Raw genomic sequence first — 25,206 nt, forward strand, 5'->3', positions numbered from 1 at the left:
AGTTCTGGCAGGCTGTGAGCGTGCGGAGTGTGCTGGAGCCGACTCGCCGGGGCCGGATGTCCGGGGCCCGTCAGCTCGCGAACCGCGACCTGACGCAGGTTCTGCGTGTGCTCGACACCGATCCCGTGGCGACCTGCATGGTGGCCGCGCGCCTGCAGGAGTTCGGACTGGATCAGCGCGGCGTCTACGGCGAACTGTGGAGCCGCGGCGGCCCGGAGGATTCGCTGTGCTTCTCGGGGGCGAATCTGGTGCCGCTGCGCGGCGGCCGCGAGGATTTGCGCGCGTTCGCGGAGAAGGCGATCAAGAACCCGCGGATCTGCTCGTCGGTGGTGGGGCGACGCGAGCTGACGCTGCCGCTGTGGGAGTTGCTGGCCGGGCACTGGGGGCCGCCGCGGGAGCTGCGCGCGGATCAGCCGCTGCTCGCGCTGGATCGGCCCGCGGGCATCGCCCCGGATTTGCGGGTGCGCCGGGTGCGGCCCGAGGAGATCGACCGGTACCTGGTGGCGGCGATCGCCATGTTCACCGAGGAGATCGGCGTCGACCCGCGGAGCGGGGACGGCGGGCGCAGTTATCGCCGCCGGGTGGCGGGACTCATCGAATCCGGCCGGGCCTGGGCGCGTTTCGAGGACGGCGAGGTCGTCTTCAAGGCGGAGGTCGGCGCGTTGTCGCGACGCACCGGGCAGATTCAGGGCGTATGGGTCCATCCGGACAAACGCGGCGAAGGGTACGGGACCTCCGGGACCGCCGCCGTGGCCAATGTGGTGGTGTCCTCGGGGCGCACGGCCAGCCTGTATGTCAACTGCTACAACGAGGTTGCGCGCCGCGCGTACGCGAAGGTCGGTTTCCGGCAGATCGGCACATTCGCGACAGTGCTGCTGGATTGACCGAAATTTCGAGCGCGGGGTGGCGGAGCGGGATATCGGCGTGAAATCCGTTCCGGTGCAGTGTGTCGCACCGGTTTGCCAGTAGTTGGCTCCTAGCATCGGATCCGATGTCAACTCGGGTCTTCTCCACGCTGATCGCCGCCGCGGTCGCGGTCGCCGCGGCCGGCTGCTCCTCGGGTCCCCAGGGTCCCGCCCAGGCCGCCGAGGCCTTCGTCTCCGATTTCGCCGACCACGATGTGGACGCGGCCGCCGACCGTACCAGCCAACCCGAAAAGGCCCGTGCCGCACTCGGTTCGGCATGGGACCAGTTGCAGGCGGAGAAGCTGGTGGCGACCACCGGCGCGGCGCGGATCACCGGCGACACCGCCATCGTCGACTACACCTACGAATGGCATCTGCCCAAGGACCGCGTCTGGACCTACCAGGGTCAGTTGCAGATGGGCCGCGCCGGCGGCCAGTGGCAGGTGCGCTGGTCGGCCGCCGACATCCATCCGCAGCTGGGCAATACCCAGACGCTGCAACTGCGTTCGAATCCGGCGCCGCGGGCCCGGGTGAACGAACGTTCCGGCGGGGACGTGCTGGTGCCGGGCGCGCTGTATCGGGTGCAGTTCAAACCGTCCGCTTCGTCTGATCCGAACGGCGTCAGCATCGCGCTCGCGAATGCGTTGCGCCGCTTCGACGAGAAGATCGACGCCGCCGCGCTGCTGCGGACCGCGCGCCGCGCCGACGGCCCCTACACGGTCGCCCAGCTCTCGGAATGGGAGTTCGGCGAGGTCAATTCGGTCCTCATGGGCTTGTCCGGGGTCACCTTCAACAAGGAGTTCGACCTGGTCCCCACCGACCGCCACTTCGCCCCCGATCTCATGACCCAGATCCGCAAGACCGTCATCGACGAGGTGGACGGCAAGGCGGGCTGGAGCGTGGTGACCGTCAACGCCAACGGCGTCGACACCGACGTGCTGGAGGAGGTGGATCCGCAGACCTCCCCGTCGTTCTCGCTGAGTGTCGACCGCTACGTCCAGAACGCCGCGCAGCACGCGGTGGACGTCCGCAAGGAGCAGGCCATGATGGTCGTGGTGCAGCCCTCGACGGGCGCGATCCTGGCGGTCGCCCAGAACGAGGCGGCCGACAAGGACGGTCCGGTGGCCGCGACCGGTCTGTACCCGCCGGGTTCGACGTTCAAGACGGTGACCGCCGCCGCGGCCATGACCGCCGGCCACGCCACCCCCGACACGGTGGTCCCGTGTCCGAGTCAGATCGTGGTGGGGGAGCGCACGATTCCGAACTACGACCTGTTCAGTGTCGGCAGCGTGGCCATGGCGACCGCCTACGAGCGGTCCTGCAACACGTCCTTCGCCAAGCTGGCCTCCGAACTCGAGGGCGACGATCTACGCACGGCCGCGGCCGCGCTCGGCCTCGGTCTGGACTACACGATCGCGGGCCTGCCGACGGCCTCGGGTTCGGTGCCCGCCGACCACGATCTGGTGCAGCGCGCCGAGGACGGCATCGGCCAGGGCAAAGTGCTGGCCAGTCCGTTCGGGATGGCGTTGGTGGCGGCGACGGTCGCGCACGGTTCGGCGCCGACGCCGTATCTGATCGCGGGTCATCAGACCCAGGTGTCGGGGGACCGGCCGCAGTTGAAGCCGGAGGTGATCGACGGTCTGCGGTTGATGATGCGCAAGGTGGTGCTCGGCGGGACGGCAGAGCGCATCGTCGATCAGGGTGAGGTGTACGGGAAGACCGGTGAGGCCGAGGTGGAGGGCGGTTCGCATTCGTGGTTCATCGGGTACCGCGGTGATCTGGCCTGGGCCACCCTGGTGGTGCGAGGAGGCAGTTCCGACAACGCCGTGGCGGTGACCCGCGATATGGTCGCGGCCCTGCCTACCGGGTATTGAGGCTGCCTGTCGGTGTTCTCGAGGCGAGTTCTGGGTCGGCGAGTACTCGGGAGTGAAGTCAGCGCCCGGTGTAGCGGCCGTCGACCTTCACGCATGCGGCGGACTGGATCTCACCGACGTTGTCGGTCACGAATCGCTGGTCGGCGAGGGTCCTGACGGGTGGTCCCTCGACGGATCCGTCACCGAGCATCTCGGTGACACCGGCGCCCGCGAGAATCATGCCCGCGGTGGTGACTAGCAAAAGGGCCGAGCGCTTCATATCCCGCTCCCTTGTTTTTGGGATGAGTAAGGAGACCCGAACGGTGTGGATTCGGTGATCCGGTCCTCGATGAGAGGTTGGCTGATTGTTTGCCGATGAAGAAAACGGTAATCGGTGACGTATGTCGAGGCAAGGCGCAAATGTGCTGCCGCACTCCGCTTGTGGCGAAGAACAGCAGGTCGCGGCGACTATCCGACCGTAAAGTTCACTTTCAGTTCGTGCGCTGCAGGGTTGCGGCCAGATGGTGCGTGAGAGGTTGCTCGACGGCAGCCATGCGCAAGGAGTAGTCGAGAGTGTCGCCTGTGACGGAGATGGTCCGGCCCAGCGCGGTCACCGACTTCGCGGTGCTGCTCATCCCGATCGAGGTGGAGTCGAGTTCCAGGCGCAGCTCGCCGTCCTCGCTGACCAGCCGGCCCTCGCAGATCTCGGTGATGCCGGTGGGGTGGGCCAGGATCAGTTCGATCCGATCGTCGGGCAGCGCGCGCAGATAGCCGGTCTCACTGTGCATGGGACGGCTGCCGTCGGCGGCGCGGGTGCGCTGCCGGTAGGTCAGGAAGGGGCGGCCGACATGGCCGAAGTGCACTTCCTCCAGGTACTCGAACGAGTCGATGGTCGGGTATTCGCCGCGGCCGCGGCCGCGCCACGTGCCCAGCAGCGGGGCCAGGTGGGCGATATCGGGGTGGGGCGCGACGGTGGTTTCGGGTTCGAGCACGGCGGACAGCTTAATCCGCCGCCCGCGTCGCCGGGGGAGGTCGGGGCACCCGCGCGCCGACTTTCCGGATAGGGGTATTGATCTTTCAGCTGCGGCTTGCCCGCCGATAGCCGCAGCCGGCGGGGACGGCGAACACGATGATCAACCCGAGCGACCACATGACCGTCTTGAGCAGCGGCCCGGCGACCGGCCCGCCCGCGGCCAGCGCCCGCATCGTGTCGACCGCCACCGACATGGGCTGATGCTCGACCACCGGTTGGATCCACTGGGGGTAGGCCGCGAGCGGCACGAAGCCGGTGCTGAAGAACATGAGCAGCGAGGACAGCAATGCGACCGCCTCGACCAGGGCGGCCTTGGCGGTGAAGACCGCGATGGCGGTGACCATGGTGGCGAAGGCCAGCCCGAACAGCACCGGAATACCCAGGAACGCGAGCGCCTGCCAGGGACCCCGCTGGAAGCGGAAGCCGAGCGCCATGCCGAAGCAGATGATGACCACGGTTCCCGCGAAGATCCGGATCCCTTCGGCGAGGATCCGCGCGGCCAGTCCGGAGGCGCGGTGCACGGGCAGCACCCAGAAGCGGGCCAGGATCCCCGCCTCGCGTTCCCGGCCGAGCATGACGCCACTGGCCACCGTCCCCGACAGCGCGCCGACCAGGGTCACCATGGGCGTGGATCCGTAGAGGGCGCTGTGCCCGGAGAACTTCTCGATCTGCGAGCCCACCACGATGTCGAGCATGAGCAGCAGCAGGCACGGCACGACGAGGGTTTCGAGCAGGGTGACCGGGTCGCGCACCCAGCGGGTCAACAGCCGCTGGGTCTGAATCCAGGTGTGCCGCAACAAGGCCGGGGCGGAGCCTTCGCCGAACAGGAGGGTGTCGGTGGCTTCGGGGTGTGCGAGGGTGGCCATCACGACCTCTTCAGGTTCTGCCGGGCGATGAAGTAGCAGGACACGGCGACGGTGCCGACGAGCCACAGCACCGTCGGCATCATCAGTGACCAGGTGACCGGGTGCGCTTTGCCGCCCGGGTCGCCGCCGAGCGCGCGCAGCGCCTCGGCGAATTGCGAGACCGGCTGGTTGCGGACGAAACCCTGTACCCAGTGTGGGAATTGGTGGGCGGGGGCCAGGCCGGTGGAGAGCATGCCGAGGATCAGCGGTGGCAGCACCAGCATCTGGGTGGTGGCCTCGGGGCTGCGGGTGGCGGTGCCGATGGCGTCGGCGCCCAGGCAGAAGTTGATGCCGATGAGCAGGCCGAGCACCAGGAATCCCAGGGTGTGGGCGAAGCCGGCGGAGAACCGGAAGCCGATCACATAGGTGCTGATCACGCCCGCCACGAGACCGATGAGCAGCCGGAACACATTGGAGGCCATGCGCGCCGCGGCGGGCACGATGGGGTTCATGGGCATGGCGTCGAAGCGCCGGTCGAGTCCGGAGACGGCGTCGGTGGCGGCGCGGAAGGCGGCGGAGACGCCGGTGAACGCGCAGGCCTGCAGGATGACGATAGGCGCCATGAACTGCGCGTAGCTGCTGAATCCCAGTCCGGCGAAGGTCATCACGCGGTTGAGCGGGATGTAGAAGCTGGCGGTGAAGGTGACGGGTGCGGCGATGGCGGTGATGATCTCGCCGGTCTTGACCGAGGGCACGATCAGCCGCACGGTGAGCACCCACCATTGGGCGAGGGTGGCGGGTGTGGCGCGGACGTCGGTGAGCCACCCGGTGCGTGCGGCGGTGGCGGTGGCGGTCATGCCCGGGTCCGATCCTCGGCGGCGCGGTGGCGGCCGCCGCCGTCGGCGCGGAGCCGGATCGAGGGTGAATCCTCTTCGGGTTCCTCGGCTTTGGGGATGTGCCCGGTGAGTTCGAGGAAGACGTCGTCGAGGGAGGGCCGGCGCAGCGCGATGTCGACCAGTTCCAGTCCGGCCGCGTCGAGTCGTCGCAGCGCCTCGGCGAGGGTTTTCGCGCCTTCGGGCGCGGGGATGGCGAGCCGGTCCGAATCCTCGGTCAGCGCTTCGCGAACGGTGCCCGGGAGCAGGTCGCCGAGGGCGGTCATGAGGGCGGGCAGGTCTTCCAGGCGGAGCGGGACGATTTCGCAGTAGCTGCCGCCGGTGCGCGCCTTGAGTTCGTCGGCGGTGCCGGCGGCGATCACGAGGCCGTGGTCGATGACGATGATGCGGTCACACAGCGCGTCGGCTTCTTCGAGGTATTGGGTGGTGAGCAGGGTGGTGATGCCGTGTTTGCGGAATCCGCCGACCAGGTCCCAGACGCCTTGCCGGCTGCGGGGGTCGAGTCCGGTGGTGGGTTCGTCGAGGAACACCACTTCGGGTCGTACGACCAGTCCGCAAGCGATGTCGATGCGTCGCCGCATGCCGCCGGAGTAGGTGCCGACGCGGCGTCCGGCGGCCTGGACGAGGTCGAATTCCTCGACGAGTTCGTCGGCGCGGGCGCGGGCGGCGCGTTTGCGCAGACCCATCAGGCGGCCGAACATGACGAGGTTCTCGTAGCCGGACAGGGCGTCGTCGAGGGCCGCGAACTGTCCGGTCAGCATGATCGAGCGGCGGACGGCCGCGGCGTCGGCGACGACGTCGTGCCCGGCGACCACCGCGCGCCCGGCGTCGGGTGCGATGAGGGTGGACAGGATATTGACCATGGTGGTCTTGCCCGCGCCGTTGGGTCCCAGAATGCCCAGGACCTCGCCGGGCGCGGCCTTGAAGGTGACTCCGCGCAGCGCTTGGACCGCGCCGAAGGACTTCTCGACGCCTTCGACGACCACGCCGTCGACCGAGGTGTCCGCCGAGCTGGTGAGGGTGGCCGGTTCGGCGGTGCCGGGGGTGGCCGGCTCGGCGGTGCCGAGTGTGCCTGCTGTGGTGTTCACATCGGTGGTATCGGGTTTGCCATTGTCGGTGTTCACGGCGTCCCTCCCAGGTGCGCGTCGAGAATTCGGGCGATGGCCGCGAGCGCGTGCGGTGCGGTCAGTTCTTCGTGGCTGACGTCGATGTCGTGGTTGGTGATGGTGCCGGTGATCCAGGGTCGCCAGCCTTCGGGGCCGAAGATGTCGGAGGTGTGCACGGTGGCGCTGAAGTACAGTGCGTCGCCGTGGAAGACGGGCCGCTGGTAGCCGGTGCGGGTGGCGGCGGAGGCGTTGTAGGAGGCGGCCATCCGTTCCAGGGTGGTGGCGTCGACCAGATCGACCCCGCCCATGCGGTCGCGGATCATGGCGGCGGCCTGCGCGGCGGTGGTGTCGGCGGGGATGTCGGTGATGCCGAAGACGGACCCGAAGGTCGCGACGAAGGAACCGGCGGTGAGCTTGTCGATGCTGTCACCGTCGATATCGGTGCTGTCCGCGTCGAGTAGGGCCAGGGTGGCGACCTCGTCTCCGGTTGCCTCGAGCTGGGCGGCGACGGCGTGCGCGATCAGGCCGCCGAATGACCATCCGAGCAGATGATAAGGCCCGTTCGGTTGGAGTCTGCGAATTTCGGCCACGTAGCGTTCGGCGAAGTCGCCGATGCTGCGGGCGTGCGGTTCGCCGGAAAGGTCCGGTGCCTGCAGGCCGTAGATCGGCCGTCCGGGAGCCAGGGCCTCGGCGAATCCGAGGTAGGTCCAGGCGATGCCGGACGATGGATGGACGCAGAAGAGCGGTGGCTCGTCGCCGCCGGGCCGGATGGGCAGCACCACATCCAGGCCGAGTCCGGGACCGGCTTCGGCGCGCGAGGCGGCCAGCGCGGCGGCCGCCTGCTGCTCGCGCAGTTCGGCCATGTGCTTGCGTTCGGCCTCGGCCGCGAATTCGGCGGCGGGCGAGGTGGCGAAGTACGCCGCGGCGGCGAGCGCGTCGGTCCACAGGTGGGCGAGCATGGTGATCTCGTGCCGGGGCAGCAGGGTCTGCGGGAAGGTGAAGGCGGCCTGCAACCGGTCTCCGGCCACCACCGCGTTGATCTCGATCTCGGCGGTGACGGGCACGTCGGCGTGTTCGGTGGTGCGCAGGTCGCCGAATTCGTCGGTGGGCAGCCAGCCGAGGTCCTCGAGCCCGGCCGGGATGTCGGCGGTGGCGTAGCGGCCGAGGTAGTTGAAGCCGATGCGCCCGGGCACCCGGTGCGGCAGGGCCGCGGCGGTCTCGGGGTTGAGGTAGCGCAGCAGGCCGTAGCCGATGCCCTTGTCCGGCACGGCCATCAGCTGGTGTTTGACGGCCCGGATGGCCGCGCCCATGGCGGGTCCGCCCGCGAAGGCGTCCCGGATCGGGATGTGGGACAGGTCGAGTCGCACCGGGTAGACGGTGGTGAACCAGCCGAGGGTGCGGGACAGGTCCGCGCCCGGGACGATCTCCTGCTGCCGTCCGTGTCCTTCGAGCCGGACCAGTACCGCCTCGGACGGGTCCATGCGCCAGCGCATGACGGCCAAGGCGAGCGCGGCCAGCAGGGTGTCCTCGACGGTGCCGTCGAAGAGTCCGGGCAGGGTGGTGAGCAGGGTGTCGGTGGCCTCGGCGTCGAGTTCGATCTCCACGGCGCGCACCGTGGGGACCCGGTCGACGGCCGGGTCCAGTTCGCGCGGCCCGATCAGCGGGTCGGGGGTGGCGGTCACCTCGCGCCAGTAATCCAGTTCGGCCGTGCGGGTTTCGCGCTGTGCGGCCTCCTCGAGGGCGTGCGCCCAGCGGCGCAGCGAGGTGCCGGTCTCGGGGAGGATCGGGGTGGCGTCGCCGCTGATCTGTGCCCAGGCCGCGATCAGGTCGGGGACGAGGATGCGCCAGGAGACGCCGTCGGTGACGAGGTGGTGGGCGACCAGGATGAGCCGGCCGCGGCGGTCGGCGGGGCTGCCGGGCGCGGGGTCGAGCCACACCAGTTGCAGTACGGTGCCGGTGGCGGGATCGAGGCGGCCGAGTGCGGAATCGGTTTCGGTGATGGCGTATTCGCGCAGGTCGACCGCGTCGGCGGTATCGAATTCGATGCGGTACAGCAGTGCGTCGACGTCGACCGAGCCCGGTTCCCCGATGCTCATCCGCCATTCGCCGTCTTCCAGGGCGAGCCGGGCGCGCAGCGCGTCGTGGTGGTCGACGACGGCGGTGACGGTGGCGACGAGTTGTTCGCGGCTGATTCCCTGCGGCAGTTCCAGGACCGCGGTCTGCGCGAATCGCCGGTGGTCGCCGCCGCGTTCGAGCATCCATCGCACGATCGGGGTGAGCGGCAGGTCGCCGACGCCGCCGCCGGGCAGTTCCTCGAGGACGACGGTGTCGCCTCCGGCCGCGGCGAGCGCGGCCAGCGCGGCGACGGTGCGGTGTTCGAAGATCTGCAGCGGCGTCAGTTCGATGCCGCGCAGTTTGGCCCGCGACACCAGCTGGATGGCCAGGATGCTGTCGCCGCCGAGGGCGAAGAACGAGTCGTGCACGCCGACCTTGTCGCGGCCCAGCAGTTCGGCGATGATCTCGGCGAGCGCGGTCTCCAGATCGCCGCTGGGCGCGCGGTATTCGGTCTCGGCCTCGAACACCGGGGCCGGCAGTGCGCGCCGGTCGAGTTTGCCGACGGCGTTGAGCGGGATGGCGTCGAGCACCACGAAGGCCGAGGGCACCATGTAGCCGGGCAGCCGGTCGGCGGCGTGGGCGCGCAGGTCGGCGAGGTCGATCTCGCGGCCGGGTTCGGGCAGCAGGTAGGCGGCCAGGGCGGTGGCCCCGCCGGGGCCGGGAACGCCGAGGGTGACGGCGAATTCGACGCCGTCGGCGGCGGACAGCGCGGCGTCGATCTCGCCGAGTTCGATGCGCTGTCCGCGCACCTTCACCTGGAAGTCGGTGCGTCCCAGGTATTCCAGGCGCGGTTCGTCGAGGTAGCCGGTCCAGCGCACGAGATCGCCGGTGCGGTAGAGCCGTTCGCCGGGCCGCCCGTACGGGTCGGCGACGAAGCGGGCGGCGGTGAGGCCGGGTCGATTGTGGTAGCCGCGGGCCAGCGCGTGCCCGGCGAGGTACAGCTCGCCGGCGACGCCCATGGGGACCGGTCGCAGCCGGTCGTCGAGGACGAGGGTGGCCGCGCCCCGGATCGGCGCGCCGATGGTCACGGGCTGCCCCACCACCAGCGGGTCGGAAGCTGTTGCCCAGATGGTGAATTCGGTGGGACCGTACAGGTTGATCAGGGTGCGCCCGGTGGCCCAGCGCGCCACCAGATCCGGCCCGATGGCCTCGCCCGCCACGGCCAGCACGCGCACGCTGGACACGGCGTCCGGGTCCAGGGTGGCCAGCGCCGACGGCGTGATGACCAGGTGTGTGACCCCTTGGGTGGCGATGAGTTCGGTGAGCGGTTCGCCGCCGAACACGTCGGGCGGGGCCACGATGGCGGTGCCGCCGGATCCGAAGGCCATGAGCGCTTCGAAGGCGGAGGCGTCGAAACTCGGTGAGGCGACCTGGAGTACGCGGCAGTGCTCGCCCAGCGCCAGCTGTTCCCGTTGGGCCCGCACCAGATCGGCGATGCCGCGGTGCGATACGGACACGCCCTTGGGTGTGCCGGTCGACCCGGAGGTGTAGATCAGCCACGCGGGCTGGTCCGGGTGGCTGCGCATGGCGCGAACTCGCCCGCCCCCGAGCGGGATTCGCACGCTGGAGGCGGCCGGGTCGTCGAGCACCAGCCAGCCGATCCGGTCGGGCAGCGCCTCGAGGTGCGCACCGGTGGTGAGCCCGAGCACCGCGTCCGAGTCGGCGAGCATGTGGTCGATGCGGTCGAGGGGGTGGCGCGGGTCGATAGGCAGGAACGCGGCCCCGGCCTTGGCGCACGCCCAGATCGCGGTGATGAGTTCCGCGCCGCGCGAGAGGGCCAGCGCCACCACGGTTTCCGATCCGGCTCCGGCGGCGGAGAGTTGCATGGCCAGCCGCTGCGAGGCGGTGTCGAGTTCGCGGTAGGACACCGCGCGCCCGTCGGCGATGATGGCCGGGCACAGCCGGTGCGCGGTGGCGGCGGCCCGGAACACCTCGGCCAGGGTGGTGATTCCGCTGGTCCGGGGTCCGCGCACCGGGACCAGGGCGGCGCGTTCGGCGAGGTCGAGCAGTTCGATGTCGGAGAGCCGGATGCCCGGGTCGGCGGTGACGGCGGTGAGGACGCGCCGCCAGCGGGTGACCAGTCGCGAGGCGGTGGTCTCGTCGAACAGGTCGGTGGCGAAGGTGAGGGTGCCGTCGAGTCCGGCCTCGTCGAAGCCGGGCAGCGGGGCGCGCAGGTCGAAGGTCAGGTCGAACTGGGAGGCGTCGCGTTCGATGGGTTCGACCTCGACCCGCAGGCCCGGGAATTCCACGGTGGGCGGTTCGAAGTTCTGCAGCGACAGCGAGACCTGGAACAGCGGGTGCTGGGCCGTGGATCGCGGCGGGTCCAGGACCTGCACGAGTCGTTCGAACGGCACGTCGCCGTGCGCGAACGCGTCCAGGTCGGCGGTCCGGACCTGCGCCAGGAAGTCCCGGAATCCCAGGGCCGGGTCGACCGGGGTGCGCAGCGCGAGGGTGTTGACGAACATGCCGACCAGGTCGTCGAGGGCGGCCTCGCCGCGCCCGGCCACCGCGGTGCCGATCAGGACGTCCGGGGTGCCGGCCAGTCGGGACAGCAGCACCGCCAGCGAGGCGTGCAACACCATGAACAGGCTGGTGTCGGTGGCCGCCGCCAGGGCGGTGAGCGCTTCGTGGGTGCCGGCGTCGATGCGGAATTCGAGGTCGCGGCTGTGCAGGCTCTGCACCGCGGGCCGCGGCCGGTCGGTGGGCAGCTCCAGCACGTCCGGTGTCGAGGCGAGGCGCTCCTTCCAGAACCGGACCTGTTGTGCGGCACGGGATTCGGGATCGTTCTCGTCGCCGAGCAGTTCGCGCTGCCAGATCGAGTAGTCGGCGTACTGCACCGGCAGCGGCGGCCGTTCGGGCTCGGCGCCGTGGGTGCGGGCGAGGTAGGCGGTGACGAGGTCGGTGGCGAGCGGCGCCATGGAGGCCCCGTCCGCGCTGATGTGGTGCACCACCAGCACCACCACGTGTTCGGCGGGTTCGCCGGGGCGCGGGGTGAGGCGCAGGACGTGCACGCGCAGCGGGGCTTCGCGGGTGAGATCGAAACCGGTCCCGGTGTTCTCGGCGATGGCGGCGTGCAGGTCGGGGCCGTCGTCGGTGTCGGCGAAGCTGATCTCGGGGGCCGCGGCGTCGGCGCTGAGCACCACTTGGCGGGGGCCGTCGGCGTCGGCGGGATAGATGGTGCGCAGCGATTCGTGCCGCGTCACCACGTCGGCGACCGCCCGGCGGAGGGCGTCGACATCGAGTTCGCCGGTGAGGCGCAGGGCGGCGGTGATGTTGTAGGCGGCCGAGTTCGGGTCGAGCCGGTTGAGCACCCACATGCGTTGCTGGGCGGGGGACAACGGGATCCGGTCCGGCCGGATGCGCGGGGCCAGGGTCGGGAGGCCGGGGAGTTCCGCGCCGGGCACGATGCGCGAGGACAGTTGCGCGACGGTGGGCGCGTCGAACAGGTCGCGCAGTGCGATGGTCGCGCCGAGGGCCGCGTTGACTCGGGCCACCACGCGGGTGGCGGTGAGGGAGTTGCCGCCCAGTTCGAAGAAGGACCGGTCGATGCCGACCTGGTCGGTCTCGAGGACGTCGGCGAACACCTGGGCGACGGCGGTCTCGACGGCGGTGCGCGGGGCGAGGTACCGCTGGTCGAGGGTCGCGAAATCCGGTGCGGGCAGGGCGTTCCGGTCCAGTTTGCCGACGGGCGTGAGCGGTACGTCGTCGAGTTCGATGAGGTAGCTGGGCACCATGTAGCCGGGCAGGGCCGCGGCGATGCGGGTGCGCAGCAGTTCGGTGTCGAGGCGCTGTCCGGCGGCGGCGACCACGTAGGAGACCAGCACGGTCTGCCCGCCGGGGCCCGGGCAGCCGAGGGTGGCGGCGTAGTCGACCTGCTCGTCGGCGGCCAGCACGGCGTCGATCTCGCCCAGTTCGATGCGCAGGCCGCGGATCTTGACCTGGAAGTCGCTGCGCCCCAGGTATTCCAGTTCCAGCTGGGTGCCGTCCGCGGTCTTGACCTCCACCCAGCGCACCATGTCGCCGGTGCGGTACATGCGCGCGCCGGGCGCGGTGAAGGGATTGGCGACGAAGCGGGCCGCGGTGAGCCCGAACCGGTTGAAGTAGCCGCGGGCCAGCGCCGGCCCGGCCAGATACAGTTCGCCGGTCACCCCGAGCGGCACCGGCCGCAGCCAGCTGTCGAGCACCAGGGTGGCGGCGCCGCGCACGGGGGCGCCGATGGTGATCTGCTCGCCGGGCCGCAGCTCGCCGGGGCCGGTGGCCCACACACTGAATTCGGTGGGCCCGTACAGGTTCACCATGCGCCGTCCGGCCGACCAGGCCGCCACCAGTTCGGGTCCGGCGGCCTCACCGGCGACCGACAGGCAGGTCAGGTCGTCGAGTCCGGCGGGGTTCATGGTGGCCAGCACCGACGGCGTGATGACCGCGTGCGTGACCCCTCCGGTGCGCAGCAGCTCTTCGAGGGCGTCGCCGCCGTAGACGTCGGGCGGCGAGATGACCAGCCGCCCGCCCGCGCCGTGCGCCATGAGCAGCTCGTGCACCGAGGCGTCGAAGCTGGGTGAGGCCACCTGCAGGGTGCTGGAGGTCTGGTCCAGATCGAGCAGGCTCTGCTGGGAGGCCACGAGATTGGCGAGTCCGCGGTGGCTGAGCAGCACGGCTTTCGGTTTGCCGGTGGATCCGGAGGTGTAGATGAGGTATGCGGTCTGGGCGAGGTTGATGGGCCCGCCGCGTTCGTCGTCGGTGATGTGCGCGTCGGAGACGGTCATGACGCGCCGGATGGTGTTGAGGTCGTCGAGCAGCAGCCAGTCGATGGTGCCGGGCAGGGTCTCGCCGACCGAGCACACGGTGACGCCGATGGGCGCGCGCGAGTCGGTGAGGATGTGCTCGATGCGTTCGACCGGATAGTTGGGGTCCAGCGGCAGGAACGCCGCGCCGGTCTTGGCCAGCGCCCACACCGCGACCACCGATTCCACCGACCTGGTCAGGGCCAGTACCACGAAGGTCTCGCGACCGACCCCGCGCCGCAACAGGACTCGCGCGAATCGGTTGGACCAGGCGTCGAGGTCGCGGTAGGTCATGGACACGGCGCCGGAGCTGATCGCGACGCCATCGGGGTTGGCGCGCGCGCCCGCGGCGAGGATGTCGGGCAGGGTGCGCAGCGGGGTGGGCGCGCCGCCGCGGACCGGCACCAGCTGCGCCCGCTCCAGGGGGTCGCAGTGCTGCAGCTGCGCGGTGCGGCGTTCGGGGTGTTCGGCGATCTGGTCGAGCAGCAGCAGGAACCGGTCGAGCAGTCGCCGCGCGGCCGCCTCGGGCAGTTCGTCGGCCATGAATTTGACGGTGATGCGCAGGCTTTCGCTGCCGTCGGCGGCGCGCTGCGGGATCACCATCAGGTTCAGCGGGTAGGGGGTGGCGTCGGTGCCGGACACGTCCAGGATCCGCATGCCCGCGATATCCAGTGCCCGCGAGAGGGTTTCGCGGTCGATGGGGTAGGACTCGAACACGGTGAGGGTGTCGAACAGTTCCGGCAGCCCGACCGCCCGGTGGATGGCGGCCAGCCCGACGTGCTGATGGTCCAGCAGCCGCGTCTGCTCGGTCTGCACCCGCGCCAGCAGATCGCCCACGCGCTCACCGGGATCCAGTCGCACCCGCACCGGCAGGGTGTTGATGAACAGCCCCACCATCTCCTCGACGCCGCCCAGCTGCGGCGGCCGTCCCGAGACGGTGCCGCCGAAGACCACGTCGGTGCGTCCGGTGAGCATGGCGAGCAGCAGCGCCCACCCGGCCTGCACCGCGGTGTTCACCGTGGCCCCGGCGGCGCGCACGGTCTCGGTGAGCTGCTCCAGTTTCGCCGTGCCGAAATCGGCGGAGACCATGCCGGATTCGGTGGAGGTGATGCCCGCCAGCGTGGGGATCGCCCGGGTGGGGGAGTCGACCCCGGCCAGGGCCTCGGTCCAGGCGGCCAGCGAGGCGGCGTCGTCCTGTTCGCCGAGCCAGGTCAGAAACTCGCGATAGGAGTGCGCCGGGGTCTGCGGGATCTCGTGCCCGGTGACCGCGGCCAGATAGCCCGCGAGGAGTTCGCGCACCACCAGCGGCGTGGACCAGCCGTCCAGCGCCAGATGGTGATTGGTCATCAGCAGCGTGTACGCCTCGGCGTCGGTGCGGATGAGGCTGAAGCGCAGCAGCGGCGGCCGGGTGAGATCGAAACGGGTGCCCGCGTCCACCGCGATCAGGCGCGCCAGTTCCCGCTGCCGTTCGGCCGGTTCCGCGATGCCGGTGAGATCGATGTCCTGCCAGGGGATCTCGGCCTGGCCGAGCACCAGCTGCCGGGGCCCGTCGGGGGTCTCGACGTAGGCGACGCGCAGCACCTCGTGCCGCTCCAGCAGGGCCGCCGCCGCGGTGCGCAGCCGCCCGGAGTCGACGCGCCCGGCCAGGTTCAGCTGGGTCTGCACGGTGTAGCCGTCGGCGGTGTCGGTGTCGTAGCGGGCGTGGAAGAGCAGGCCGTACTGCAACGGTGACAGCGGCCAGACCTCGGTGAGGTCGGGGTATTCGCGTTCCCAGGCGTCGATCTGCGCCTGCTCGACGGCCACCAGCGGGAAGTCCGAGGGCGTGTGCCCGCCCGCACCGGCGCGCCGGGCGTGGGTGACCAGCGCGGTCACCGCCAGCCCCCACAGCCGCGCCAGCTCCTCCACCTGCGCGGCGGACAGCACCCGCGACGCGTAGGCCCAGGTCACCTCGAGTCCGGCGGCGGTGTGGAAGGCATTGATGTCGATGACGGCGGCCAGCGGCGCGGCGTCGTCCTGGGTGGCGGCGAATCGGACCGGTACCCACGGGGTTTCCGCACCGCCGGGATGCTCCACGCCCGCGCCCGTGCGGCCGAGATAGTTGAAGCTGATCTGCGGTGTGGGCGCGCCCTCGAGTTCGGCCGCCGTCGCGGCGTCGAGCCGGCGCAGCATGCCGAAGCCGACGCCCTTGTCGGGGATGGCCCGCAGCTGCTCCTTGACCGCCTTGAGCGCCGCGCCCGCCGCGGGCCCGCCGTGGAAGGCGTCGTCGAGATCGAGCTCGCCCAGGTCGAGGGCGACGGGGAACACGCTGGTGAACCAGCCGATGGTGCGGGAGATGTCCGCGCCCGGCAGCACCGCTTCCTCGCGGCCGTGGCCCTCGACGGTGAGCAGGGTCCGCGGCGTCTGCCGCAGCTGACTCGAGGCGAGGGCGAGCGCGGTCAACAGCGCGTCCTCGAGTCCGCAGTGGAACCGCGCCGGAATGAGTTCCTGTGCGGCCGTAGCGGTATCGGGGTCGATGAGGGTGCGCAGCTGACCCATGGTGGCCACGGTGTCGAGCTCGGGGTCCAGGGCGCGGGTGCCCAGCCGCGGGTCGGGCGCGGTGAGGACCTCGCGCCAGAAGGGGAGTTCGGTGGCGCGGGCCGGGGCCTGTTCCGACTGCCCGTGCGCCCAGCGCCGGAAGGAGGTGCCGACGGGCGCGAGGGTGCCGCCCGCCCACGCGGTGGCCAGGTCCGGCAGCAGGATGCGCCACGAGACGCCGTCGGTGACCAGGTGGTGCAGCACCACCCACAGCAGGGGCAGGGCCTCGCCGCGGTCGATGAACACGAACCGGGCCACCACCCCGGCCGAGGGGTCGAGCAGGTCGGCGGCGCGCTGCAATTCGTCCTCGCCGTCGCTGTCGGGTTCGGCGGTGACGGTGTCGATGAGGGCTCCGGCCTCCACCGCGCCGGGCTCGCCGACCCGCCACACCCAGGGGTGCTCGCCGGTGCCGGGCTCGTGGGTGAGGGTGCTGCGCAGCAGGTCGTGGCGGTCGAGCAGGGCCTGGACGCCCGCGGCGAGCGCGGACCGGGCGGCTTCGCCGGAGGCGAATATGTCTTCAGTGTGCGGCAGCGGAATCAGCACGGCCTGAGCGAATCTCGGCCAGGTGTCGCCCTGCTCGAGCATGTCGTGCACGATCGGGGTGAGGGTCACCGGGCCCACCGCCCCGCCGGGCAGCTCCTCGATCACCGGCGCGGTGACCGCGGTGGCGACGGCGGCCAGCCCGGCGACGGTCTTGTGCTCGAACACATCCCGGGCGCGCAGCCCGAGTCCGGCGGTCTTGGCCCGCGCCACCAGCTGGATGGCCACGATGCTGTCGCCGCCGAGGGCGAAGAAATTGTCGTCGGCCGACACCGATTCCACGCCCAGCACGGATTCGAACACCGTGGCCAACGCCCGTTCGGCGTCGGTCGAGGGTGCGCGTCCCGCCCGCGGCCCGGATCCGAAGTCGGGTGCGGGCAGCGCGCGCCGGTCCACCTTGCCCGCGGGGGTCAGCGGCAGCGTGTGCAGCACCATCACCACCGACGGCACCATGTGCGCCGGAAGCTGCTGGGCGACGGTGGTTTTCACGTCCTCGGGCGCGACCACCGAATCGGCCGCCAGCACGTACGACACCAGCGCGGTCGCCCCGCCGGGTGTGGTCGCGCCGATCGTGACCGCCATCTCGACGCCCGGGTGCCGGGCCACGGCCGCGTCCACCTCGCCGAGTTCGATGCGGAAGCCGCGCACCTTCACCTGGGTGTCGCCGCGGCCCAGATACTCCAGCTCCCAGCGGCCGGACCGCCGCCGCCAGCGCACCAGGTCGCCGGTGCGATAGATCCGGGCGCCGGGATCGACGGGGCTGGCCACGAACCGTCCGGCGCTGAGCCCGATGCGCTGGTGGTAGCCGCGCGCCAGACCCGCACCGCTCAAATACAGTTCGCCGACCACCCCGGGCGGCACCGGCCGCAGCCACGGGTCGAGGACCAGCGCCCCCACCCCGCGCGACGGCGCGCCGATCGTGATCGCCTCGCCCGGCGTCAGCGGCGCGCTGAGGGTCGCGGTGATGGTCGCCTCGGTCGGCCCGTACCCGTTGATGACACACCGCCCGGCCCACCGCACCGGCAGCTCCGGCGGGCAGGAGTCGCCGCCCACCACCACGGTCCGCAGCCGCGGCAAGGTCTGCGGTTCCAGCGAATTCGCCACCGCCGGAGTCACATTCAGGTGCGTGACCTCGAGCGTGCGCAGCACCCGCGCCAGATCCTCGCCCGCGTAGGCGGCCGGGGGCACCACGCCCACCGTCGCGCCGACCGCGAACGCGACCAGCAGCTCCTCCACCGAGATGTCGAAGCTGGGGGAGACCGCGTGCGCCACCACGGCGTCGGAGCCGACCCCGAACGCCGCCCCGGACCCGGTCACCAGATTCGTCAAACCGCGATGGGTGACCGCGACGCCCTTGGGCAGACCCGTCGAGCCGGAGGTGTAGATGAGGTACGCGACCTGGTCCAGGCGCACGGGCGCGGACCGGTCGGCGTCGGTGATCGGCGCGGAATCCGTTGCGGCGATGGTGTTCTCGGTCTCCGGATCGTCGAGGACCAGCCACCGCACCCGGTCCGGCAGCGCGGCCCGCGAGCCCGCCACCGTGACGCCGGCGACCACGCCGCTGTCGGTGAGCATGTGCTCGATCCGGTCGATCGGATAGCCGGGATCGACGGGCACGAACGCCGCGCCGGTCGCCGCGACCGCCCACATGGCCAGCACCGACTCGGCGGAGCGGGGAATCGAGATCGCCACGGCGCGTTCGGGTCCCGCGCCCGCGGCGATCAGCACCCGCGCCAGCCGGTGGGCGTACTCGGTGAGCTCGCGATAGGTGAAGGCGGTGCCGTCCACCCGCAGCGCGATGGCCGACGGGGACTTCGCCGCGCCCGCCGCCAGGATCTCCGGCAGGGTGCGGGGCCGGCTGCCGTCGCGGCCGCGCGCGGGGGCCAGCGCGGCGCGTTCGGCCTCCGACAGCGCGGTCACCGCGGTCAGCGCCTGTCCGACGCCGCCCGCCAGGAAGCGGTGCAGGAAGTCCAGGAACCGGGCGTGCAGTGCCGCGAGTTCGGGTTCGTCGTAGCGGTTGGGATTGGCCTGGAAGTCGATGTGGGTGGGTTCGCCGCCGGTGCCCGGATAGACGTTGACGAACAGGTCGTCGATCATGCCCGAGGTCAGCACGTGCAGCTGCCCGGTGACCCCGCCGAGACGGATGCGGGTGTCGGCCAGCATGAGGTTGACGGTCGGCCCGAATCCGGCGACCTCGTCCATGGCCCAGCCCAGGTCGCGGAAGATGTCCTCCTGCCGGTACCGCTGGCGGCGCAGCGCCGCGGTCAGCTCACCCTGGGTGGCGCGCAGCAGATCGCCGACGGTGGCGGTGGGGGACAGCGGCAGGCGCAACGGCACCACATTGGCGACCATGCCGCCGGATCGGCGCAGCGTGGCGGTGGTGCGGCCGGACACCGGCAGGCTCAGCACGATCTCGCCCGCCCCGGTCATGGCTCCGACGTAGGCGGCGAAGGCGGCCACCACGACCGGCGCCGGACTGGTGGACTGCGCGGCGGTCAGCGAATCCAGCAGGGCCGCCGTGTCTTCGGGCAGCGCGCCGCTCAGCAGTCGCGGGTGGGCGTCGACCGCGCCGGTGCGCCGCCCCAGCAGCGCGGGCTCCGGCATCCCCGCCAGATGCTCACGCCAGTAGTCGCGGTCGGCCTGCAGCTTGTCCGAATTCCGGTAGGCCGCATCGGCTTCCACGATGCGTTGCAACGGTTCGGCCTTGCCGGCCGGGACCTCCTGCCCGGTGGCGGTGGCGTTGTAGATCTCCGAGGTGCGCTGCAGCATGGTGAGCGCGCCGACGCCGTCGAGCAGGATGTGGTGGAACCGCGAGTACCAGTACCAGCTGTCCTCGCCCAGCCGCAGCATCACCATGGTGCACAGGCGGTCGCGGGTCAGGTCCAGCGGCGCGGTGTATTCGGCGCGCATCCACTCCTGGGCGGCGGCGCGCGGGTCGGGCGCGCCGGTGCAGTCCACGGTCTGGACGGCGTCGTCGAGGGTGGTGTCGACCAGCTGCCAGGGCAGTTCGTCGATCTCGATGAGCCGCAGGTAGCCGGTGCCGAACTCGCGTCCGGCCCGGCGTGCGGCGTCGGCCAGCAGTTCGGCGTCGATCGGCCCGGTCAGCTCCACGTACTGGGCGATGGAGACGGGGGTGTCCCCGGCCAGCTGCTGGGCGAACCAGATGCCGCGTTGTGCGGCGGAGAGGGCGAATGCCGCCGAGGTGTCAGGGGTGGAGGGCAGGGGACTGCTGAACGCCATACTGCGGGAACCTTCTGCGGGCTGCGGCGGCTTCGGCGCGGTCAGGAGGCCTTCCGCGCCAGGTTCAGTTCGGCCTCGCTGAGCGGGGCGTCCGAGCCGGTGAGGTACTGCACCAGCGTGCTGCGGTCATCGAGCACCAGCCAGCGGCTCGGGTCGGTGACCAGGTCCAGTCCGGCTTTGGTGGTGACGCCGAAGTCGGCGCGGGCCACGCTGGACTCGGTGGTCACCGGGACGGGAGTGGCGCCGGTCTTCTCGATGGCCAGGCGGGAGACCACGGCCTCGACTCGCGGCGTCTCCGCGATCACGATCTTGGCCCCGGGGCGGACCCCGAGAGCCAGCAGCATGCGCGCCACCCGGTTGCTCCAGCGATCCAGTTCGGCGTAGCTCAGGTCGCAGTCGGCGGTGGTCACCGCGATGGCCGTGGGAGCCGCGGGCGATTCGACCGTCTTGCACATGAACATCATCCTCTCGGAGGGGCCGCTTGCGGTGGCGTTCGGTATGTATCCACTGTCGCCGCCGCGAGCCGCCGCCGGTAGCGACCACAGTGCTGCCGGAATCCGCTCCGAGGGTGCGCGTTGTCCCACCCTGGGGTGGGTGGAAGATCAGCCGTTCAGGGCGTCCATGGCCGCCGAGATCATGGTGATCGAGTCGCGCGGGCTCAGCGCCATGGCCCGGAGCTGGTCGAACATCACCCCGTAGCGGCGCACCTCCGGGTGGCCCTCGATCAGCTCGTCGCTGGCGATGCCCTCCACGTACACCAGCTCCGGGTCGGCGGGGTCGGGGAAGTCGAGCAGGGTGAAGGAGCCCAGCATGCCCGGGTGCGCGCCGGCGTCGAAGGGCAGGATCTGCAGGATCACGTTCCGCTTGTTGGTGTGGTCGAGCAGCTGACTGAACTGTTGGTTCATCACCTCGGGGCCGCCGACCATGCGGCGGATGACGGCCTCGTCGAGCACCACCCACAGCTCCAGTGGGTTGTCCTTGGTGAGCACCTTCGATCGCTCCTGCCGAGCCCGAATCCGTTGCTCGATAACCTGATCCGACACCTTGGGCATGGTGGTCTGGTAGACCGCGCTGGCGTACGCCTCGGTCTGCAGCAGTCCGGGGACGTAGGTGGATTGGAAGAACCGCGCCGAGAGCGACTCGGCCTCGAAGTTGATGTATGCGCCGTAGACCTCCGACACCGCATCCTCGAAAGACCTTGCCATGCCGGGGCGTAACGCGTCGACCAGCAACTGCAAGGCATCTGAACGCGCGGGTTCACCGATGCCGTAGAGGTCCAGCATGGCCGTCAGGGTGCGGCGCTGCGGCCTGGCCTGGGCGGTCTCGATCCGGTACAGCGTGGTGACGTTGATGCCGGTCTTGGCGCTGACCACTTCTTTGCTGAGCCCCGCGCTCTCGCGCATCTCGTGGAGCATCGCGGCGAGCCTCCGCAAACGGACAGTGAGCACGGTGCGCTTGCCTGCCATGACGACCCTTTCGCTTGGCGCACTTGCTAGAACGCAGTATTGCGTTCTTGCATTTGTAAGAGCATGATCCAGCTAGCCTATTCGTGAACAACCGATCCGATGACCGGTATAGCTGAATCCGGAGACCAATCATGTTGGTGCGATTAGTGATGCTGTCGGGTGCGTATAGGGAGTCTCGATGACCATGTCGATAGCCGGCGTTCTGCCGACCGCTCCGCAATTGCTCTGTGCGTTCCAAGGGAGGCGATTTCAAGATCGAGTGTTGCTGCGGTCCGCGCACGCACTCGCCGAACTGCACGAACGTCGCGCCCAGGTACGGGATCCCATGATGGTCAGCGAGATCGATTGCCGCCGCGGCGAACTCGTTGACGATATCAACGATTGGGTGGAGCAGGAACTGCCGCAGCACCGCAACGGCGCCACCATGCACACCGAGAGCTTGGGCGCCGTGGTGGACCGCATGGCCCGGAGCTGGGTCGAAGCCAACCAGGTGATCGATCACGAGGGCGCTTCCAGTGACAACACCCATAAACACTGGTACCACCTGGCCGAACTGGTTGACGGCTACACTGATCTCGTATTCGACGTGGCCGGTGGCCGTCGCCGTTTGCCGGAACAGTGACTCCGAATGCATTGACACAATTGATGTATTGCCACCGAATCGTTGATTCGTCCCGCCCGTAGACGGCGGGCGCAACGGGGCGCCCCGCCCGGCGTGCCGCGTGGTCGACTGGCGCGGCACGCCCGCCCTGAATTAGTGGGAAGCGTTTAGAACCAACCGTCCGGTGTTTTATTCGCGAAGTATTTCATTCACACGGACTCGAATTCATGACCGTGCGGGTGAAATACGGCGTTCCGCACTATGAGGGGGGAGTTCGACATGAACCAGGGCGAGGGCGCCGCCACCGACCTGTATCAACGGGCCCGCGCCGGCGACTTCCGGCTGGACGTCGCCACCGCGCGCCGCTGCGCCGCAACCTTCCTGCGGTTCGCGGCCATGCTGGATCCGCACATCGACCGCAGCCACCGTGTCCACACCCTCGGTGGCTTCGGCGATTTCGGGTCCGCCCGGCAATTGCGGCGCGGCTTCGAACGCAAGGGCCGCGACCTCACCGGCGCGCTCACCGCGCTGCGGAGTTCCGCCGAGGACATGGCCGCGGCCTATCTGCTCGCCGCGGGCCTCATCCGCGCCACCGACGACACCCATTCCCGCGCCCTCCTGACCGCCGCCGCGGGTCTCTGACCCGCGCCCCGCTCGAGCGAAAGTGGTTGGTTCAGCGAGGTTTCCAGTAGTTGTCGGGCCCGACCAGCTGCAGGACGGTGCGTGACGGCGCGTCCAGGCTCGGCTGGAGCGAGGCGTCGACCGCGAGATCGATCGACAGCGAGTACGCCTCGTACAGGTACCGGTACTGCCAGCGACCCCAGCTGGAATAGGTTGCGGCCCACAGGGTATCGAGGTCGGACTGGCAGACGCTGGCGCCGATGCCCTGGGTGGGGCACCACACGTCCCAGGTCTGCTTCTGGCCCTTGAGGCTGGTGTAGATGGCCTCGGCCTCGGTGCTGGAGGGGAAGGCGAACACCTCCAGCGACGTCATGAGCTTGTCGGACTTGTCGATGTAGGTGCCCGTCACCATCTGGACGCACTTGTTGGCCTGCAGCGCGGTCTTCACGTTCTGCGACATATTGCTCGCGACGCAGTCCTTCACGCCGGAGGAGCGGCGGGTGAACACCACACCCTTGCTGTCGGTGAAGCTCGACGGGAGCAGGGCGTCGGCGGTGAACGGGGTCTTGTCGGTGCCCTGCTGGTTGAGGGTGGCCTTGTCGACCCCGGAGGTGCCGGGGGTGCCGGGGGTGGACGGGGCGGTGGTGCTGGTGGTGGTCGTCGGTGCGGTGGTGATGATGCTCGAGCCCTTGGCGCCGTCGGTGGTCTTGTCGTCGCCGGAGAGCACGACCACGCCCACGCCGATGGAGATGACGAGGACCACCAGCAGGACGCCGAGGATCACCTTGAGGGCGGTATTGGCCGAATTCGATGGGGGCGCACCGTGATATGTCACCAGCGGCTGCGGTGCGGACCAGCCGGTCGGTGAGGTATGGGTCGGCGGCAGCGGCGCCGTCGACGAGCCGAAACCCGCCGGCGTCAGGTACACCGTCCGCAGCGTGTCGCCCCACTCCTGCGCGGACGGCCGCGCGTCGGGCCCGAATCCGCCATTGCCGAAGGCCCGGTCGAACAGCGCCCGCACCCGCGGATCGAGATCGGCGGGCACGCCGCCCGGCTGCCACGGCGCGCCGGGCGGGCCCGCGCTGTCGGGCAGCAGGGTCCGGTAGAGCAGCGCCGCCAGGTCGTACCGATCCTTGTACCGATCGTGCGCCCGGTCGGCGGGCATCAGCCCGGCGGTGTCGATGAGATAGGCCAGCGGCGCGGCGGGCTGCCACAACACGTTCGCGGCCGACAGGTCCCCGTGGATCAGCTGCCGTTCCTCGAGCACCCGCACGATCTCGCACAGCCGAACCGTCAGTCCCGCACGGAGATACGGTGTGGTCTGCCCGGGTGCGGCCCACAGGTGATCCAGGGTGCGCGGCCTGCCGTCGGGTTGCAGATAGTCCATGGGGATCAGCGGCAGGACCGCGCCGATCAGCGCCGTGTCGTGCTGGACGAGGTCGATCGGCCAGTTCACCGCCTCGGCCGCCCCGGACGATCCGCCTGTGGCGGCGAGCACGGTCTGCCGCCCGAAAAGCATGGCCTGCCGGGCCCATTCGATCGCATCCGGCGCGGTGACCGGGTTCCGGTAGAGCTTGTAGAGCCGCTGGTGCCCGCGTGGATCCCGGCAGAGGTACTGCACCGAGCGCGCGCCCGCGGCATAGAAGGGTTCGCCGTCGACGTCGTAGGACTCGCCGGACAGACCTGTGACAACCACCATCGAACAGCCCCCGCCCGATACCTGAGTTCCAGGCGAGTTTACCGGCCCGGGCGTCGCCACGCCCGGGCCTCGACGCAAGACACCGCTGACCGTCCCCTCATGACCCGGTCAGCGGTGCGGGTGCGGCCGCGCCGTTCAGCGCAGCGCCGCACGTCCTTTCAGGCGGCCCAGCAGTACCAGGGCGACGAGGGTGACGAGGACCAGCAGGGTGGTGCTGGCGGCGGCGTCGAAGACCGCGCCGCGGTCGGTGGCCGCGAAGATGCTCACCGGCAACGTCTTCCAGGTGGCCGGGTACACCATGATGGTGGCGCCGAGTTCGCCCATGGACAGGGCGATGGCCAGGCCGGCCGCGGCCCCGAGGGCGGGCAGCAGCAGCGGCAGGGTGATGCGCAGCAGGACGCGCACCGGGCCCGCGCCGAGTGATTCGGCGGCCTGCCGGTAGCCCGGATCGAGCCGGTCCAGGGCGGCGGAGACGCCGCTGAACGCGTACGCCAGCACCAGCACGGTGTGGGCCAGGATGACGATCCACTTGGTGCCGCCCAGCAGCAGCGGGCGCTCGTTGAAGGCGATGAGCACGCCCAGCCCGATCGCCACCGACGGCACCGCGACCGGCACGTGGAACACCGCGTCGGTGAGCCGCCGCAGCCAGGCCGGGGCCTCCATCGCGGCCAGGGCCGCCCAGGTGCCGAGGATCAGCGAGAACAGGCTCGCCAGCAGCGCCGTCTGCAAGCTGACGGACAGGCTGGCGGACTCCTCGCCGGAGAGCGCCCGATCGAAGTTGGCGAAGCCGAGATCCGAGGGCAGTGGCCCGGTCCAGTGCCCGGCCAGCGCCGCGGCCACCACGGTCGCGATGGGCGCGACGAACACCACCGTGACGACGATCCCGAAGACCGCGAGCACCACGGCCCGTCCGCGACGCGTCCACACCAGCATG

General features: G+C 70.5%; 14 protein-coding genes. 4 read left to right on the forward strand and 10 right to left on the reverse strand.

Annotated features, from left to right (window positions below; all coding sequences use genetic code 11):
- Positions 1-56 precede the first annotated feature (56 nt).
- Positions 57-884, forward strand: a complete 828-nt coding sequence (locus tag ACQPYY_RS10320; RefSeq protein WP_379102212.1) for a GNAT family N-acetyltransferase — start codon at positions 57-59, stop codon at positions 882-884.
- Between the two features lie 107 nt (positions 885-991).
- Positions 992-2,779 carry a penicillin-binding transpeptidase domain-containing protein gene (locus ACQPYY_RS10325; RefSeq protein ID WP_433593567.1) on the forward strand — a complete coding sequence of 596 codons (1,788 nt, stop codon included), beginning with the start codon at positions 992-994 and terminating at the stop codon, positions 2,777-2,779.
- A gap of 58 nt (positions 2,780-2,837) precedes the next feature.
- On the opposite strand, the gene ACQPYY_RS10330 is transcribed toward ACQPYY_RS10325, so the two are convergent.
- The 8 genes from ACQPYY_RS10330 to ACQPYY_RS10365 form a co-directional block, all read right to left on the reverse strand.
- Positions 2,838-3,038, reverse strand: coding sequence for a hypothetical protein (locus ACQPYY_RS10330; RefSeq protein ID WP_357092784.1), 201 nt, complete (start codon positions 3,036-3,038; stop codon positions 2,838-2,840).
- Positions 3,039-3,249: 211 nt separating this feature from the next.
- Positions 3,250-3,759, reverse strand: coding sequence for a peroxynitrite isomerase (locus tag ACQPYY_RS10335; RefSeq protein ID WP_379102214.1), 510 nt, complete (start codon positions 3,757-3,759; stop codon positions 3,250-3,252).
- A 76-nt stretch (positions 3,760-3,835) separates the two neighbouring features.
- Positions 3,836-4,657: an ABC transporter permease gene (locus ACQPYY_RS10340; RefSeq protein ID WP_433593568.1), complete on the reverse strand. Its 822-nt coding sequence runs from the start codon at positions 4,655-4,657 to the stop codon at positions 3,836-3,838.
- Positions 4,657-5,493 carry an antibiotic transporter gene (locus ACQPYY_RS10345; protein WP_433593569.1) on the reverse strand — a complete coding sequence of 279 codons (837 nt, stop codon included), beginning with the start codon at positions 5,491-5,493 and terminating at the stop codon, positions 4,657-4,659. The genes ACQPYY_RS10340 and ACQPYY_RS10345 overlap by 1 nt, the downstream gene beginning before the upstream one ends.
- Positions 5,490-6,515 (reverse strand): ATP-binding cassette domain-containing protein, encoded by a 1,026-nt coding sequence (locus ACQPYY_RS10350; protein ID WP_433594610.1) that lies wholly within the window; start codon positions 6,513-6,515, stop codon positions 5,490-5,492. The genes ACQPYY_RS10345 and ACQPYY_RS10350 overlap by 4 nt, the downstream gene beginning before the upstream one ends.
- A gap of 134 nt (positions 6,516-6,649) precedes the next feature.
- On the reverse strand, positions 6,650-19,885 hold the full coding sequence (locus ACQPYY_RS10355; protein ID WP_433593570.1) for an amino acid adenylation domain-containing protein: 13,236 nt from the start codon (positions 19,883-19,885) through the stop codon (positions 6,650-6,652).
- A 41-nt stretch (positions 19,886-19,926) separates the two neighbouring features.
- The gene (locus ACQPYY_RS10360; RefSeq protein ID WP_433593571.1) at positions 19,927-20,340 is read right to left on the reverse strand and encodes an AMP-binding protein; all 414 of its coding nucleotides are present in this window, start codon (positions 20,338-20,340) and stop codon (positions 19,927-19,929) included.
- A gap of 147 nt (positions 20,341-20,487) precedes the next feature.
- Positions 20,488-21,351, reverse strand: coding sequence for a helix-turn-helix domain-containing protein (locus tag ACQPYY_RS10365; RefSeq protein WP_357281481.1), 864 nt, complete (start codon positions 21,349-21,351; stop codon positions 20,488-20,490).
- A gap of 262 nt (positions 21,352-21,613) precedes the next feature.
- Here ACQPYY_RS10365 and ACQPYY_RS10370 point away from each other — a divergent pair, with 262 nt between their 5' ends.
- Together ACQPYY_RS10370 and ACQPYY_RS10375 are read left to right on the forward strand one after the other, a co-directional pair.
- Positions 21,614-21,973, forward strand: coding sequence for a DUF4254 domain-containing protein (locus ACQPYY_RS10370; protein ID WP_379102218.1), 360 nt, complete (start codon positions 21,614-21,616; stop codon positions 21,971-21,973).
- A gap of 258 nt (positions 21,974-22,231) precedes the next feature.
- Positions 22,232-22,594: a hypothetical protein gene (locus ACQPYY_RS10375; protein WP_433593572.1), complete on the forward strand. Its 363-nt coding sequence runs from the start codon at positions 22,232-22,234 to the stop codon at positions 22,592-22,594.
- 31 nt (positions 22,595-22,625) lie between these two features.
- Here the strand turns inward: ACQPYY_RS10375 and ACQPYY_RS10380 are convergent, their stop codons facing one another.
- Both ACQPYY_RS10380 and ACQPYY_RS10385 read right to left on the reverse strand, forming a co-directional pair.
- On the reverse strand, positions 22,626-24,272 hold the full coding sequence (locus ACQPYY_RS10380) for a hypothetical protein (RefSeq protein WP_433593573.1): 1,647 nt from the start codon (positions 24,270-24,272) through the stop codon (positions 22,626-22,628).
- A 135-nt stretch (positions 24,273-24,407) separates the two neighbouring features.
- Positions 24,408-25,205 carry an ABC transporter permease gene (locus ACQPYY_RS10385; RefSeq protein WP_433593574.1) on the reverse strand — a complete coding sequence of 266 codons (798 nt, stop codon included), beginning with the start codon at positions 25,203-25,205 and terminating at the stop codon, positions 24,408-24,410.
- Between the last annotated feature and the right edge of the window lies 1 nt (position 25,206).

Source organism: Nocardia sp. CA-145437 (genome assembly GCF_050956485.1).
Taxonomy (GTDB): Bacteria; Actinomycetota; Actinomycetes; order Mycobacteriales; family Mycobacteriaceae; genus Nocardia.